The organism is Thermus arciformis (assembly GCF_900102145.1).
GTDB classification, from domain to species: domain Bacteria; phylum Deinococcota; class Deinococci; order Deinococcales; family Thermaceae; genus Thermus; species Thermus arciformis.
Window position 1 is genome coordinate 63,212 of the sequence record NZ_FNBC01000007.1, and the last position, 13,936, is coordinate 77,147.

General features: G+C 68.5%; 11 protein-coding genes and 1 pseudogene. 9 read left to right on the top strand and 3 right to left on the bottom strand.

Annotation, left to right across the window (positions count from 1 at the left end; translation table 11 throughout):
• Nucleotides 1-15 precede the first annotated feature (15 nt).
• The 6 genes from BLP62_RS04205 to BLP62_RS04230 are packed head-to-tail and all read left to right on the top strand — an operon-like array spanning nt 16 to nt 6,923.
• On the top strand, nt 16-744 hold the full coding sequence (locus BLP62_RS04205) for an ABC transporter permease (protein ID WP_277621186.1): 729 nt from the start codon (nt 16-18) through the stop codon (nt 742-744).
• Nucleotides 741-1,763, top strand: a complete 1,023-nt coding sequence (locus BLP62_RS04210; RefSeq protein WP_093006173.1) for a polyamine ABC transporter substrate-binding protein — start codon at nt 741-743, stop codon at nt 1,761-1,763. The genes BLP62_RS04205 and BLP62_RS04210 overlap by 4 nt, the downstream gene beginning before the upstream one ends.
• 8 nt (nt 1,764-1,771) lie before the next feature.
• Nucleotides 1,772-3,115 carry an aspartate aminotransferase family protein gene (locus tag BLP62_RS04215; protein WP_093006175.1) on the top strand — a complete coding sequence of 448 codons (1,344 nt, stop codon included), beginning with the start codon at nt 1,772-1,774 and terminating at the stop codon, nt 3,113-3,115.
• On the top strand, nt 3,099-3,767 hold the full coding sequence (locus BLP62_RS04220) for a GNAT family N-acetyltransferase (RefSeq protein WP_093006177.1): 669 nt from the start codon (nt 3,099-3,101) through the stop codon (nt 3,765-3,767). Before BLP62_RS04215 ends, BLP62_RS04220 begins: the two co-directional genes overlap by 17 nt.
• On the top strand, nt 3,764-5,233 hold the full coding sequence (locus BLP62_RS04225) for an amidohydrolase (RefSeq protein ID WP_093006179.1): 1,470 nt from the start codon (nt 3,764-3,766) through the stop codon (nt 5,231-5,233). Before BLP62_RS04220 ends, BLP62_RS04225 begins: the two co-directional genes overlap by 4 nt.
• Complete coding sequence (locus tag BLP62_RS04230) at nt 5,211-6,923, top strand: aldehyde ferredoxin oxidoreductase C-terminal domain-containing protein (RefSeq protein ID WP_093006181.1); 1,713 nt, start codon at nt 5,211-5,213, stop codon at nt 6,921-6,923. The genes BLP62_RS04225 and BLP62_RS04230 overlap by 23 nt, the downstream gene beginning before the upstream one ends.
• Here the strand turns inward: BLP62_RS04230 and BLP62_RS04235 are convergent.
• On the bottom strand, nt 6,896-8,443 hold the full coding sequence (locus BLP62_RS04235; RefSeq protein ID WP_093006183.1) for an acyl-CoA dehydrogenase family protein: 1,548 nt from the start codon (nt 8,441-8,443) through the stop codon (nt 6,896-6,898). The genes BLP62_RS04230 and BLP62_RS04235 overlap by 28 nt on opposite strands.
• A 111-nt stretch (nt 8,444-8,554) precedes the next feature.
• On the opposite strand from BLP62_RS04235, the gene BLP62_RS04240 reads away from it, so the two are divergent.
• The 3 genes from BLP62_RS04240 to pxpB are packed head-to-tail and all read left to right on the top strand — an operon-like array spanning nt 8,555 to nt 12,490.
• Entirely contained in the window at nt 8,555-8,956 is a 402-nt protein-coding gene (locus tag BLP62_RS04240) for a MarR family winged helix-turn-helix transcriptional regulator (protein WP_093006185.1), read from the top strand.
• A complete protein-coding gene (locus tag BLP62_RS04245; protein ID WP_093006187.1) occupies nt 8,953-11,001 on the top strand; it encodes an MDR family MFS transporter in 2,049 nt (682 codons plus the stop codon). Before BLP62_RS04240 ends, BLP62_RS04245 begins: the two co-directional genes overlap by 4 nt.
• 4 nt (nt 11,002-11,005) lie before the next feature.
• On the top strand, nt 11,006-12,490 hold the full coding sequence (gene pxpB / locus BLP62_RS04250) for a 5-oxoprolinase subunit PxpB (RefSeq protein WP_093006189.1): 1,485 nt from the start codon (nt 11,006-11,008) through the stop codon (nt 12,488-12,490).
• 80 nt (nt 12,491-12,570) lie between these two features.
• Here pxpB and BLP62_RS04255 read toward each other — a convergent pair whose 3' ends face one another.
• Together BLP62_RS04255 and BLP62_RS04260 are read right to left on the bottom strand one after the other, a co-directional pair.
• Nucleotides 12,571-13,776 (bottom strand): thiolase family protein, encoded by a 1,206-nt coding sequence (locus tag BLP62_RS04255; RefSeq protein WP_093006191.1) that lies wholly within the window; start codon nt 13,774-13,776, stop codon nt 12,571-12,573.
• A gap of 74 nt (nt 13,777-13,850) precedes the next feature.
• Nucleotides 13,851-13,936: pseudogene (locus BLP62_RS04260) on the bottom strand (IS5/IS1182 family transposase); the annotation flags it as partial.

Here is a 13,936-nt window from a genome sequence, read left to right on the forward strand (position 1 = left end):
TTCCTTTATCTCCCCATGCTGGCTGTGGCCCTCTTCTCCTTCAACAAGACCCGCCACGGACTTTCCTGGGGTGGGTTCACCCTGGGCTGGTACGCCCGCCTGGCGCAGGATCCGGCCATCCTCGAGGCCGCCCGCAACACCTTCCTTCTGGCTGGGGTTTCCACCCTTTTGGCCACCTTGCTCGGCACCCTCTTCGCCTTGGGCCTGGAGCGGCACCCCTTTGCTCCGCGGGTGCGGGCCTTCTTGGAAGACATTCTCCACCTTCCCGTGGTGACCCCGGACCTCATCCTGGCGGCGGCCTTGGTGGTGGCCTTCGGCTTTCTGCGGGCGGTTTCCAGCCTCTTTGAGCCCGGCTTTCTCCCCATGGTCATCGGGCACGTGACCTTCCAGGTGGCCTTCGTGGCCCTGGTGGTGATGAGCCGCCTGCGGAGCCTCCCCAAGGAGCTTGACGAAGCGGCCCGCGACCTTTACGCCACCTACCCCGACTACCTCCGGCGGGTGCTTCTGCCCCTCTTGACCCCTGGGATCGTGGCCGGGGCCATGCTGGCCTTCACCCTTTCCCTGGACGATTTTGTCATCAGCTTCTTCACCGCCGGGCCCACCAGCCAGACCCTGCCCCTCATCATCTACGCTTCCACCCGCAGGGGCATAACCCCCGAGATCCACGCGGTTTCCACCCTGGTGTTTTCCCTCACCCTGGTGCTCGTGCTCTTAGGAGAGCGGCTTACGAGGAGGTCGGCATGAGGAGGATTTTGGCGCTTTTGGTCCTTGGTCTGGCCTTTGCCTTCGGGCAGAAGGAGCTTCGCCTTTTCATCTGGTCCGAGTACATAGACCCCGCCATCCTCGAGGCCTTCACCAAGCAAACCGGCCTAAAGGTGCGCATGGACCTTTACGAGTCCAACGAGGAGATGATCGCCAAGCTCCAGGCGGGAGGGGTAAGCCAGTACGACCTCATCGTGCCCTCTGACTTCTACGTGCCCTCCCTTATTCGCCTGGCCCTGGTCCAGCCCTTGAACCACGCCCTTATCCCCAACCTGAAGAACCTCTCGGAAAAGTTCCGCAACCCACCCTTTGACCCCGGCAACCGCTACTCCGCGGCCTACCAGTGGGGCACCACGGGGCTCATCTACCGCAAGGACCGGGTGGGAGTTCCCAAGACCTGGGGGGCGATCTTCAAGGAACCCAAGGCCCCCTTCATCCTCATGGACTCGCCGCGGGAGATGCTGGGCATCGCCCTCAAGTACCTGGGTTACTCGGTGAACACACTGGACCCCAAGCAGGTCCAGCAGGCGGGCCAGGTGCTTCTCACAGCCAAGAGGAGCCGCTACTTCCTGGGCTTTGAAGGGGGCGTGGGCGGGAAGAACCGGGTGGTGGCCGGGGCGGCCACCTACGCCGTGGTTTACAACGGGGACGCCGTGAGGGCCGCGGACGAGAACCCCACCAAGGTGGCCTTCGCCATCCCCCAGGAAGGGGCCACCCTCTGGGTGGACTCCATGATGATCCCCGCCAAAGCCCCGAACCCTGAAGGGGCCCACCGCTTCATCAACTTCATCCTGGACCCCAAGGTGGGCGCCCAGCTTTCCAACTACAACCGCTACGCCACGCCCAACCAGGCGGCCCTTCCCTACATCCGCCCCGAGGACCGCAAGAACCCCGCCATCTACCCTCCCCAGGAGCTTCTGGGGCGCCTGGAGTTCATTTTGGACCTGGGCAAGAACAACCGCATCTACGACGAGGTCTGGACGGCGGTGAAAAGCCGTTAAGGAGGTTTATGGGCTACATCAGGTTGCGAACCCCCATCCCCGGCCCCAAGAGCCAGGAGCTTCTGGAGCGAAGGGCTAAAGCGGTTACCCGGGCCCTAGCCCAGGCCAACCCCATCGCCGTGGCCCGCGCCCACGGGGCCTTGGTGGAGGACGTGGACGGGAACGTCCTCATAGATTTGGCCGGGGGCATCGGCGCCTTGGCCGTGGGGCACACCCCGGCGGCGGTGGTGGAGGCTCTGAAGAGCCAGGCGGAACGCCTCATCCATATGTGCGCCATCGTGGCCAACTACGAGCCCTACGTGGCCCTGGCCGAGGAGCTGAACCGCCTGTACCCTGGTCCTGGTCCCGCCAAGACCCTTCTGGCCAACGGGGGGGCGGAGGCGGTGGAAAACGCCGTGAAGCTGGCCCGGGCCTACACGGGCAGGGCGGGGATCATGATCTTTGAGGGGGCCTACCACGGCCGGACCAACCTCACCATGGCCATGACCTCCAAGTACGCCCTCTTCAAGAAGGGCTTTGGCCCTTTCGCTCCCGAGGTCTACCGCCTGCCCGTACCCAACCTCTACCGGACCCCCAAGGGCATGACCCCGGAGGAGTACCTGGAGTGGTCCCTCTGGAACCTGGAGAACGCCCTGGTGGCCCACATTGATGGGAGCGCCCTGGCGGCCATCGTCATTGAGCCTGTCCTGGGGGAAGGGGGGTTCGTTCCCGTGCCCCATCCCTTCTTGCGCAAGCTCCGGGAGATCGCCGACCGCACGGGGGCCCTTCTCATTGCCGACGAGGTGCAGTCGGGCTCAGGGCGCACGGGGAGGATGTGGGCCATAGAGCACAGCGGCGTGGTCCCGGACCTCCTCGTTTCCGCCAAGAGCCTTGGGGCGGGGATGCCCATCAGCGCCGTCACGGGGAGGGCCGAGGTCATGGACGCCCCCCACGTGGGGGGTGTAGGGAGCACCTACGGGGGGAACCCCCTGGCGGCGGTGGCCGCCCTGGAGGCCCTTCGCCTCCTCCAGTCCCCCGGCTTCCTGGAGAGGGCCTTCCAGATTGAGGCCAAGGTCCGGGAGGTCTTTGAGCCCCTCAAGGAGGAGGTGCCCGCCCTGGGGGATGTGCGGGGGGTTGGGGCCATGATGGCCCTGGAGTTCGTCAAGGACCCCAGGACCAAGGAGCCCTGGCCGGAGTTCGTCTTGGAGCTGGTGCGCCGCAACGTGGAAAGGGGCGTCGTCTCCATCCGGGCGGGGCTTTACTCCAACGCCCTGCGGTTTTTGCCTCCCCTGGACATCCCCTTGGACATGCTGGAGGAGGCCTTAGAGGTGGTGAGGGAAAACATCCGGGAGGTGTATGCCGCCCTGGCCTGAGCCCCTTCTTCTCTCCGAGGACGGCCGCTTCGCCGTGGTCCAGTCCCAGCCCTGGATGGCGGAGGCCCTGGAGGAGATCCAGGAGAAAAGCTTTCCCACTTTGGCCCGGGAGGAGCGCATGACCCGGGAGCACTACCTTTCCCACATGCGGGTCTTCCCCGGGGGCCAGCACGCGGTGGTGGAGCTTTCCACGGGGAAGGTGGTGGCCTGCTCCACGGACTTCCGTACCCGGGTGGACTTCCACCACTACCAGCACCGCTACATAGAGGCGGTGGCGGGCAACTGGCTCACGAACCACGACCCCGAGGGGGACTGGCTCTACGGGGCCGATATCGGCGTCCTTCCCGAGTACCGGGGCCTAGGCCTTTCCCGGCTTCTTTACCAGGCTAGGCAGAACCTGGTGCGGCGCCTCGGGCTTAAGGGCCATGTGGCGGGAAGCATGCCCAAGGGCTATCACCGCTACGCCCGGGAGATGCCCATAGAGGAGTACGTGCACCGGGTGGTGCGGGGTGAGCTCGTGGACCCGGTCCTTTCGGTGCAGCTTCGGCGGGGCTATCGGGTCTACGGCATCATCCCTGACTACCTCGAGGACCCCTCCTGTTTGAACTACGGGGTCTTTGTGGTCTGGCGTAACCCGGAGGTGCCCTGGTGAGGCGGGTCTCCGGCCGGGTCTACGTTCCCGATGCCCGTGGGCAGTACCGCGCCTACCGGGCCCTTTGGGTAAAGGAGGGCAGGGTAGCGGGTCTAGAGCCTGGCCGGGGGGAAGGGGAGGCCATTCTCCCCGGGTTCCACGACGCCCACGTGCACGTGTGGAAGGTGGGCCAGCTCCTCACCGACCTTCTGGACCTCCGCGGGGTGGATTCCCTGGACCGCCTGGCCGAGCTTTTGCGGGAGCGGGATCGGAGGCTTCCCCCAGGAGCCTGGCTCCTGGGGCGGGGCTGGAACGAGGCGGTCCTGGGGGCATGGCCCTCCCGGGCCTTCCTGGACGCCGTGGTTCCCGGCCGTCCCGTGGTCCTCACCCGCACCTGCGCCCACATCCACCTGGCCAACACCAAGGCCATGGAGGCGGCCGGGGTGGGCCCAAAGACGGTAAGCCCCTCCGGGGGAGAGGTGCGCTACCAGGAGGGGCTTTTTTTGGAGCGGGCCTTTGGCCTCTTGGAGCGGGCCATTCCCCCGCGGACCTTGGAGGACTACCGGCGGTACGTCCTCGCTGGGGCCCATCACCTCCTTGCCCACGGCGTCACCTCGGCCTTGGAGCCGGGGGCGGACCCCCTTTTGCTGGAGGCCTACCGGAGCCTGGACCGGGAGGGGCGGCTTCCTTTAAGGGTGAGCGTTCTGGCCCTGGTCCGCCCTGACGGGGAGGACACCCTCTACCCCCTTCCGGAGCCCTACCGCTCGGACCGCCTGGTCATCGCCGGGGTGAAGTTTTTCGCCGACGGCGGCCTCTCTGGGGCCTCCGCCGCCGTGAGCCGCCCCTACCGGGAGGTGGGAGGAAGGGGGGTGCTGCGGCTTTCCGCGGAAGAGCTTTTTGACCTCGCCCTGCCCGCTCACGAAAAGGGTCTTTTCGTGGCCACCCACGCCATCGGGGATGTGGCCATCCTCGAGGTTCTCCGGGCCTACGCGAGGCTCTACCGGGCCAAGCCCTCGCCCCTTCGCCATCGCCTGGAGCACTTCGGCTTGCCCGACCCCAAGGGCTTGATCCTGGCCAGGGCCCTCGGGGTGTGGGCGGTGACGCAGCCCATTTTCCTGGAAGAACTTCGGGAAAACTTCCTCCGCTACCTACCCGAGGGCTTCATGCCCCGCTGCTACAACCTGGCCCGCGTGGAGAAGGCCGGGGTTTTTCTGGCTTTTTCCTCCGATGCCCCCGTGGTGCGGCAGGTGAGCCCCCTTCGGGGAGCCTTGGCCGCCTGGCGAAGCCCTTTGTGGGGGAAAGGGCTTCCTTTGGCCAGGGGGCTTTTCTACTACACTCAACCTGAGGCCAGCGGCCTGCCCCAAGCCCGGCTTTGGCCGGGGCACCGGGCGGACCTGGTGGTTTTTGACCGGGATCCTTTCCTTCACCCGGAGGAAGCCCGGGTGGCGCGCGTGGAAGTGGACGGTGTGGCGGTCTTTGCGGGTTGACCTGAAGGCGAAGAAGGCCTACTGGCAGGAGGTTCCGCCCGAGGAGGTGGCCCTTGGCGGACGTTACCGCACGGGGCAGCTCCTTTTGGAGCGGGAGGCCCACCGCGTTGACCCCCTCTCCCCGGAAAACCCCCTGGCCTTCGCCGTGGGGCCCTTGGCGGGGACGGGGTTTTCCAACGCCAACCGCACCAGCGTGGGTACCCGTAGCCCCCTCACCCTGGGCATCAAGGAGGCCAATGGCGGGGGCACCTTCGGCTACGCCCTGGGCCAGCTGAAGCTCGCCCACCTGGTGCTGGAGGGGGAAAGCCCCGAGTGGGTGGTCCTCCGCCTCACCCGGTCCGGGGAGGTCCACTTTGACCCTGCCCAGGACCTCCTGGGCCTCGGGAACTTCCAGGCGGCGAAGCGGCTTTTCGCCGCCTACGGGCAGCGGATCGCCTTCGCCCTCTTAGGCCCTGTGGGGGAGTACCTGGGCCTCCTTTCCGGCATCGCCTTCTCCGACACGGACGGCCGACCCTCCCGCCTCGCCGCCCGGGGAGGCGTGGGGGCGGTGATGGGGCGGAAGCGGGTGAAGGCCATCGTGGTGGAGGTGCCGGGAAAGGCCGAGGTCGTGGACAAGCCTAAGGTGGCCGAGGCCATCCGCCGCTACGCCAAGCTCCTAAGGGAAGACCCCCTGGTCATGCAGTTTTACAACGCCATCGGCACCATGGGCATGGCCGACTTCCAGAACGCCTTCGGGGGGCTTCCCGTGCGCAACTTCCGCGAAGGGCGCCTGGCCCCCCCGGAGGAGTTCCGCATGGGGGGGCAGTACATCGCTCCCCTCAACAAGGCCCGGGGCGGCAGGCACACCCACGCCTGCATGCCGGGGTGCGTCATCCAGTGCTCCAACGTCATCGTGGACGAGAAGGGCGAGGAGGTGGTCTCCCCCCTGGAGTACGAGACCATCGGGCTTCTCGGCACCAACTGCGGCCTAAACGACCCCGATGCCCTCGCCCGGCTCAACCGCCTGGCCAACGACCTGGGCATAGACACCATTGAGACCGGGGCCACTCTGGCCCTCCTCATGGAGAAGGGCCTCGCCCCCTGGGGGGACTACGCCTTCATGGAGGGGAAGCTCAAGGCCCTCTACACCCCTTCCGAGGAGGCCCGCTTCCTCGCCCAGGGCACGGCCCGGGTGGGGGAGGCCCTGGGGCTTAAGCGGGTCCCCGTGATCAAGCGCCAGGCTATCTCCGCCTACGACCCCCGGGTGGTGGAGGCCACGGGGATCACCATGATGGTCACCGCCCAGGGGGCGGACCACACGGCGGGAAACGCCCCCCGTTTGGAGACCCGGGCCATGAAGCCGGAGGAGATCCTGGAGGCGAGCTACACCGCCCAGGTGAACGCCGCCGCCAACGACAGCCTTGGCCTTTGCGTCTTCGGGGGGAGCGTGACCAACAAGGAGGTGGCCTTCGTGGTGGAGAGCGTGAACGCCGCTTTGGGCACCGCCTTTACCCCCGCCTTCTGGCGGGAGCTCGGGGAAGGGGTCTTGCGCCTGGAGCACCGCTTCAACCACCTGGCGGGCTTCACCCACGAGGACGACCGCCTGCCCGCCTTCTTCTACGAGGAGCCTGTGCCCCCTAAGGGCCACACCGCCCGCTTCCGCCCCGAGGACCTAGGGCCCCTCTACGAGAGGCTCCACCAGGGGTCGTAAAGCCTGGGCTTCCCCGCTTGGGCGGGAAGGGCCTCCCCTTCCAGGAAGCGCCGGGCGTAAAGCCTCGCCAGCTCGGGGAAGGGCTCCCCGGCCACCCTTTCCAGGGCGTAGACCGCCGCCGCGTCCGCAAGCCGCCTGAGGGCCTCCTTGGCGTGCCAGGGGCCTTCTTCCTGGAGGCGTTTCAGGGCCCTTTCCGCCTCCTTCAGGGCCAAGGGGCTTTCCCGGAGCATGGCCAAGAAGGGCTCGTGGGCCCCTTTCTTGGCGATGGCCTCCAGCATGTCCAGGGCCTGGATGTTGGCCGGGCCCTCCCAGATGGGGGTGATGAGGGCCTCCCGGTGGAAGCGGGCCACCCCGTACTCCTCCAGGAACCCGAGCCCGCCGAAGAGCTCCATGGCCAGCTGGGTAATGGCGGTCCCGTGCTCGGCGGTCCGCCCCTTGGCCAGGTGGGAGAGGAGGCGGGCCAGGTGGTAGGCCTCGGAGTAGGGGGGCTTTTCCTCCCAGACCCGGTCAAACTGGGCCACGGCCAGGAAGGCCAAGGCCGTGCCCCCCACCTGCCTTAGGCGCATCTCCAGGAGGTCGTGCTGGACCAGGTGGTGTTCCAAAAGCCGCCTGCCGAAGGTGCTCCGGCGGCGGACCCGGAATAGGGCCTCGAGGTGGGCCTTCTTGGCGAGGCCCATGGCCGCCACGGCGTTGGCCAGGCGGGCCACGGTGAGGGTTTCCAGGGTGTAGTAGATGCCCTCCTCCGGCTTCCCGATCAGGTGGGCCAGGCTTCCCTCCAGCTCCACCTCCCCCGAGGGCACGGCCCGGGTGGCGAGCTTCTCCTTGAAGCGGCGCACCCGGAAGTTGAGCCCTCCTTCCGCCTCCCGGGGCAGGAGGAAGAGGGCGAGCCCCTTGGGTCCGGGCGGGGCGCCCTCGGGCCGGGCGGTGACGAGGGCGTAGTCGGCGAGGCCCGCCCCCGAGGCGAAGTACTTGTCCCCTGCGTAAAGCCGCCAGGCCTCCCCCTCCTTCCGTGCCACGGTGCGGTTTGCCCCCAGGTCGCTTCCCCCTTGGATCTCCGTCATCCAGGTGGCCCCGAAGGCCTTCCCGTAAAGGAGTTCCCGCTTCACCCCTTCCCACTTGGGGGCGTACTTGTGGAGGGCGTAGGCCACCTGGTGGGTGATGGTGAGGACGCAGTAAAGCCCCCCGTCCGCCAGGAGGTAGCCTTGGGCGTAGTGGAGGGGCCAGCCTCTTCCCTCGTAGGCGGGGCGGACCATGGGGCGAAGCCTCTCCAGGAGGGACCGCTCCGCCGGGGAGAGCCAGGCCCGGTCCATGCGGTTTCCGTCCAGGTCGTGCATCAGGAGGCGGGGAGGGGAGAGAGCGTCCACGTGCTGGGCCACCTCCAGGACCTCTTCGCCCACCAGCTTTCCGAAGGCGGAGAGCTCCTCCTGGGGAAGGCCCGGGGCGAAGGCCTCTAGGACCGCTTTGAGGTCGGGGTCCAGGGCGTAGTGGTCCTGGCCCTGGCTGTAGAAAAGCTCCTGCATGCGCGCCTCCTTTTCCCCCCACTTTACGCCCCGCCCCTTTTTGCGTCAACGAGGTTTGGGCTGTAAGGTGCTTTACATTTCAACTATTTGAGACCAAATAAAATACCCCCCGTGGTCTGGGCCACCCTCGCCCGCCTCTGGAGGCTCCAACGGGCCCTCCGGGAGGAGACGGAGCCCGAGCTCGCCAAGCTCGGCCTTGGGGGCTTCTCCCCCTGGCTCCTCCGGGTGGTCCAGCGGCACCCCTACCCCATGGAGGCCGCCCGGGCCATGGGCCTGCCCGCCCCCACGGTGAGCCAGATGCTTCGGCGCATCGAGGCCCAGGGCTTCCTCCGCCGGAGCCTGGACCCAAAGGACCTTCGCCGCTACCGCCTGGAGCTCACCCCCGAGGGGGAGAAGGCCTTGGCCCAGGCCGAGGCCCTCCTCGAGGCGGCCTTGGCCCGGCGCCTCGCCCGGCTCACCCCAAAGGAGCAGGCCCTCCTGGTGGAACTCCTTTCCCGGCTGGAGGAACCATGAGAGAACCCACCCCTCAAGAAGTCCGCTTCACCATGATCGGCATCTTCCTGGGCCTTTTCCTCGCGGCCCTGGACCAGACCATCGTCTCCACGGCCATGCCCCGCATCGTGGGCGAGCTTAGGGGGGCGGAGTACTACGCCTGGGTCACCACCAGCTACCTCCTGGCCTCCACCGTGTCCGCCCCCATCTTCGGCCGCCTCACGGAGCTTTTTTCCCGCAAGAGCATCCTCCTTGTGGCCGTGCTCCTTTTCCTCCTGGGCTCGGCCCTTTCGGGCCTCTCCCAGAACATGGCCGAGCTCATCCTCTTCCGCGGCCTCCAGGGGCTGGGGGGCGGGGCCCTCTTTGCCCTCGCCCTCACCACCATCGCCGTGCTCTTTCCCCCCAGGGAGCGGGGCAGGCTCGCCGGGGTCTTCGGGGCCTTGTTCGGCCTCTCCTCCGCGGTGGGGCCCTGGCTTGGGGGGCTTCTCACGGACCACCTCTCCTGGCGGTGGGTCTTCTACATCAACATGCCCGTGGGGGCCGTGGCCCTTTGGTTCATCCTCCGCTACATGCCGAGGCTTTCCCCAAGCCACCGGGAGTCCTTTGACTTCCTGGGGGCTTTCCTCCTTGCGGGCTGGGCGGTGCCTTTGATGCTCGCCTTCTCCTGGGGCGGGAGCACCTACCCTTGGGGAAGCCCCGAGATCCTGGGCCTTTTTGCCTTGGCGGCCTTGGGCCTCTCCCTCTGGGTGGGGGCGGAGCTTCGGGTGAGGCACCCCCTCTTTGACCTCTCCGTGTTCCGCATCCCCACCTTCACCTTCGCCGCCTTGGCCTCCTTCTTCTACGGCCCGGCCTTTTTGGGGGCCGTGGCCTTCCTGCCCCTCTACCTGCAGGTGGTGAAGGGGGTTTCCGCCAGCCAAAGCGGCGTCACGGTCCTGCCCCTGACCTTGGGCGTGGTCCTAGGGAGCATAGGAGGCGGGCAGCTTTCCGCCCGCCTGGGGCGGTACAAGGCCCTCCTCCTCGGGAGCGCCCTCTTCCTCCTCGTCCTCTTCCTCACCTTCCACTTCGTCCTCCGGGTGGACACCCCCCTTTGGCTGGCGGTCCTCCTCTTCTTCCTGGTGGGCCTGGGCTTGGGGCCTGCGCAAAGCCTCCTCAACATCGCCGCCCAGAACGACGTTCCCATGAGCCGCATCGGGAGCGCCACCAGCGCGGTGCAGTTCATGCGCCAGATCGGCTCCACCATGGGCATCGCCCTTCTCGGCACGGTGCTTTCGGGAAGCCTGAGCGCCCACCTCGTCCAGGCCTTCCCCGCCGGGGCCTCCGCGCCCTCCATGGCCCGGGCGGGGGAGGGGATGGCCCTGGACCTGGACCGGGAGTTCGCCCGCCTGGAGAACCTCCTGCTCCGGGCCCTCGCCGGGGACGAGGCCGCTTACCAAGCCCTCCAGAAAGACCCCATGGTGCCCGAGGCCTTCCGGAAGGGGCTTGCCCCGGGGGGGATTCCCGCCGGGTTTGCCCGGTTGCGGGAGCTCGCCCTGAAGGCCCTCGCCGGGGACGAGGCCGCCTACCAAGCCCTCCAGGAAGACCCCCAGGTGCCTGAAGAGCTCAAGAAGGCCATCCCCAAGGGGGGGTTCGTCCGCGGCACCCTAGCCCTCCTCACCCGGGCCTGGGAAGGGGACGAGGAGGCCCGGGCCCTCCTCCTCGCCTCCCCCTCCCTGGCCTCGAGGCTCCAACCCCTCCTCGAGGCCCCTCCGCCTCCCGCCCTCCGCCCCAAGGTCCTCGCCCAGCTGGAAGGGGCCTTGAAGGAGGCCGAGGCCCAGGCGGCGAGGTCCCTGGAGGCCGCCTTGGCCCAGGCCCAGGCCCGGGCCCTGGAGGAGGCCTCCAAGCGGGTGGTGGCCGAGCTGGAGGCGGCCAAGGCCAAGCTCAAGGAGGCCCTGAGCCTGGGGATCACCGAGGCCCTGCGGAAGATCTTCCTCTACAGCGCCTCCTTCATCCTCCTCGCCCTCCTCTTCCTCCTTCCCCTGCCCGACCGGGAGCTTAGGGGGCGTCCCGTGCCCGGGGCGGTAGAGTAGGGGCGTGGGGGAAGGGTTTTACCTCCGCTTCGGGGAGGGGCTTTCCGAGGAGGCCAACCGCCGGGCCTTGGCCCTGGCTAGGGGCCTCCTCCAGGCCCCTCCCCCCGGCCTTTTGGAGGCGGTCCCCGCCTACGGCACCCTCTACCTGGAGTACGACCCCGCGAGGCTTTCCCAGGGGAAGCTCCTCCGCCTCCTGCGGGACTTGCCCGTGGAGGAGGGGGAAGGGGAGAGGCTCGTGGAGATCCCCGTGCGTTACGACGGGGAGGACCTCCTGGAGGTGGCCCAAAGGACGGGGCTCACCCCGGAAGGGGTGAAGGCCCTCCACCAAAGGCCCCTCTACCGGGTGTACGCCCTGGGCTTCACCCCGGGCTTTCCCTTCATGGCCCCGGTGGAGGAGGCCCTCCGCCTTCCCCGAAGGCCCCACCCGAGGCCCAGGGTCCCGGCCCACAGCGTGGCCGTGGCCGGGGCCCAGACGGGGGTCTACCCCCTGCCTTCCCCCGGGGGGTGGCACCTCCTGGGCAGGGCCCTTTTGGCGGTGTACGACCCCCACCGGGAGGAGCCCTTCCTCCTCCGGCCGGGGGACCGGGTGCGGTTCGTGGAGGGGGAAGGCCCCGTCCCTCCCGAGCCCGAGCCCCTGGAGCTCCTTCCCGAGGAGCCTGCCCTTCCCGCCTTCCGGGTGGAGGAGCCGGGCCTCTTGGACCTGGTGGTGGACGGGGGGCGGTTTCTTGCGGGGCACCTGGGCCTCGCCCGCTCGGGGCCCTTGGACCCCTACTCCGCCGGGGTGGCGAACCGCCTGGTGGGTAACCCCCAAGGCGCCCCGCTTCTGGAAATCGCCCATAGGGGCCCCGTCCTCACCGCCCTCCGCGACCTGGTGGCGGCCTTCGCGGGCTACGGCCTGGAGGCCCTTCTGGAAGGGGAAGAGATCCCCCCGGGGCAAAGCTTCCTCTGGCGGGCGGGGAAGACCCTCCGCTTCCGCCCCCGGGGCCCGGGGGTGCGGGGGTACCTGGCGGTGGCGGGGGGCCTCGAGGCCCGGCCCTTCCTCGGCTCTGTCTCCCCGGACCTCCGGGGCCGGGTCGGCCGCCCCTTGCGGGCGGGGGACCTCCTGGGCCTTCGGGAAGGGAGGGAGGTCCGGCCCGGGAGGGCCTTCCCTTTGAGGCCCCTGCCCGAGGCCTTCCGGGTCCGCCTTCGCCCGGGGCCCCAGTACACGGAGGAGGCCTTTAGGGCCTTGACCTCGAGGCCTTTCAGGGTGGCGCGGGCGGACCGTATGGGGGTGGAGCTTTGGGGTCCGGAGGTGCCGGGCGGGGAAGGGCTTTCCGAGGCCACGCCCCTAGGGGGGGTCCAGGTGCCGCCCTCGGGGAGGCCCTTGGTGCTTCTTGTGGACAAAGGAAGCCTCGGGGGCTACGCCAAGCCCGCCCAGGTGGACCCGCGGGACTTGTGGCTCTTGGGCCAGGCCTGGCCTGGTGCGGAGCTTTTCTTCACGAGCGGGTGAAATCGTGAAAAATAGCACAAAATAGTCCCCAGCCGGACCCCCAAGGGGCGGGCAGGGAAGGCCCACGCCACCCCCGGGGCTTATCCCAGCCCCTCCACCACCACGGCGATGCCCTGGCCCACGCCGATGCACATGGTGGCGAGGCCGAACTGGACCTTTCGCCGCCTCATCTCGTGGACCAGGGTGGTGAGGATGCGGGCCCCGGAGGCCCCCAGGGGGTGGCCCAGGGCGATGGCCCCGCCGTTGGGGTTGAGGCGGGGGTCCTCCATGTCTAGGCCCCACTCCCGAAGGACGGCGAGGCTCTGGGCGGCGAAGGCCTCGTTGAGCTCAATGAGCCCGATCTCCTCCAGGGTAAGCCCAGCCCGCTCCAGGGCCTTTCTGGTGGCGGGCACGGGGCCGATCCCCATGATCCTTGGGGGCACCCCGGCCACGGCGATGGCGCGGATCCGGGCCAGAGGCCTCAGGCTGTGGGCCTTGGCGTAGTCGTCGGAGACGAGAAGCACGGCCGCCGCCCCGTCGTTTAGGGGGCTAGCGTTCCCCGCGGTTACCGTGCCCCCCTCGCGGAAGACGGGCCGGAGAGCGGCGAGCTTTTCCAGGGAGGTGTCCCGCCTGGGGCCCTCGTCCACCTCCACCAGGGCCTCTTCCTTGCCGCGCTTCACCGGCACGGGGACGACCTCCTCCCGGAAGCGCCCCTCGTCCCAGGCCCGCACCGCCTTTTGGTGGGAGAGGAGGGCGAAGCGGTCCTGCTCCTCCCGCCCGATCCCGTACATCTCCGCCAGGTTCTCGGCGGTCTCGCCCATGCTCTCGGTGCCGTAGAGGGCCTGCATCCTGGGGTTGACGAAGCGCCAGCCCAGGGTGGTGTCGTACATGACGAGGTTGCCGGTGGGGAAGCCCTTTTCGGGCTTAGGGACGGCGTAGGGGGCGCGGGACATGGACTCCACCCCGCTGCCGATGTAGACCTTGCCTTCGCCGGCCCAGATGGCCCTTGCGGCCTGGGCCACGGCCTCCAGGCCGGAACCGCAGAGGCGGTTTACGGTGCAACCCGCCACCTCCACGGGGAAGCCGGCGAGGAGGAGGGCCATGCGGGCCACGTTGCGGTTGTCCTCGCCCGCCTGGTTGGCGCAGCCCGCGTAGACGTCCTCTACTTCCTCCTTGGGGACGCCTGAGCGCTCCATGAGGGCGGAGAGGGCGTGGGCCAGGAGGTCGTCTGGGCGCACGGAGGCCAGGGCCCCCCCGTGCTTGCCGATGGGGGTTCTCACCGCTTCCACGATCCAGGCTTCGGGCATGGGGCCTCCTTACCGAACGGTCGGTAGTAGCTTAACCTGCGAAGGAGGATGTGGTCAAGTGTTGGGGGGCTTGCCTAGTAAATCGCCTTGTACCCCGGAGGGGGCGGGAGAAGGGAGAGAAGAACCCTAAGGCCGTAGGCGATGAGCTCCAAAAGCGCCC

Bases quoted from the DNA above. Each gene is read 5' to 3' on its own strand.
- BLP62_RS04205 (WP_277621186.1), top strand. From the start codon at position 16: ATGCTGGCTGTGGCCCTCTTCTCCTTCAACAAGACCCGCCACGGACTT.
- BLP62_RS04210 (WP_093006173.1), top strand. From the start codon at position 741: ATGAGGAGGATTTTGGCGCTTTTGGTCCTTGGTCTGGCCTTTGCCTTC.
- BLP62_RS04215 (WP_093006175.1), top strand. From the start codon at position 1,772: ATGGGCTACATCAGGTTGCGAACCCCCATCCCCGGCCCCAAGAGCCAG.
- BLP62_RS04220 (WP_093006177.1), top strand. From the start codon at position 3,099: ATGCCGCCCTGGCCTGAGCCCCTTCTTCTCTCCGAGGACGGCCGCTTC.
- BLP62_RS04235 (WP_093006183.1), bottom strand. From the start codon at position 8,443: ATGCAGGAGCTTTTCTACAGCCAGGGCCAGGACCACTACGCCCTGGAC.
- BLP62_RS04245 (WP_093006187.1), top strand. From the start codon at position 8,953: ATGAGAGAACCCACCCCTCAAGAAGTCCGCTTCACCATGATCGGCATC.
- BLP62_RS04255 (WP_093006191.1), bottom strand. From the start codon at position 13,776: ATGCCCGAAGCCTGGATCGTGGAAGCGGTGAGAACCCCCATCGGCAAG.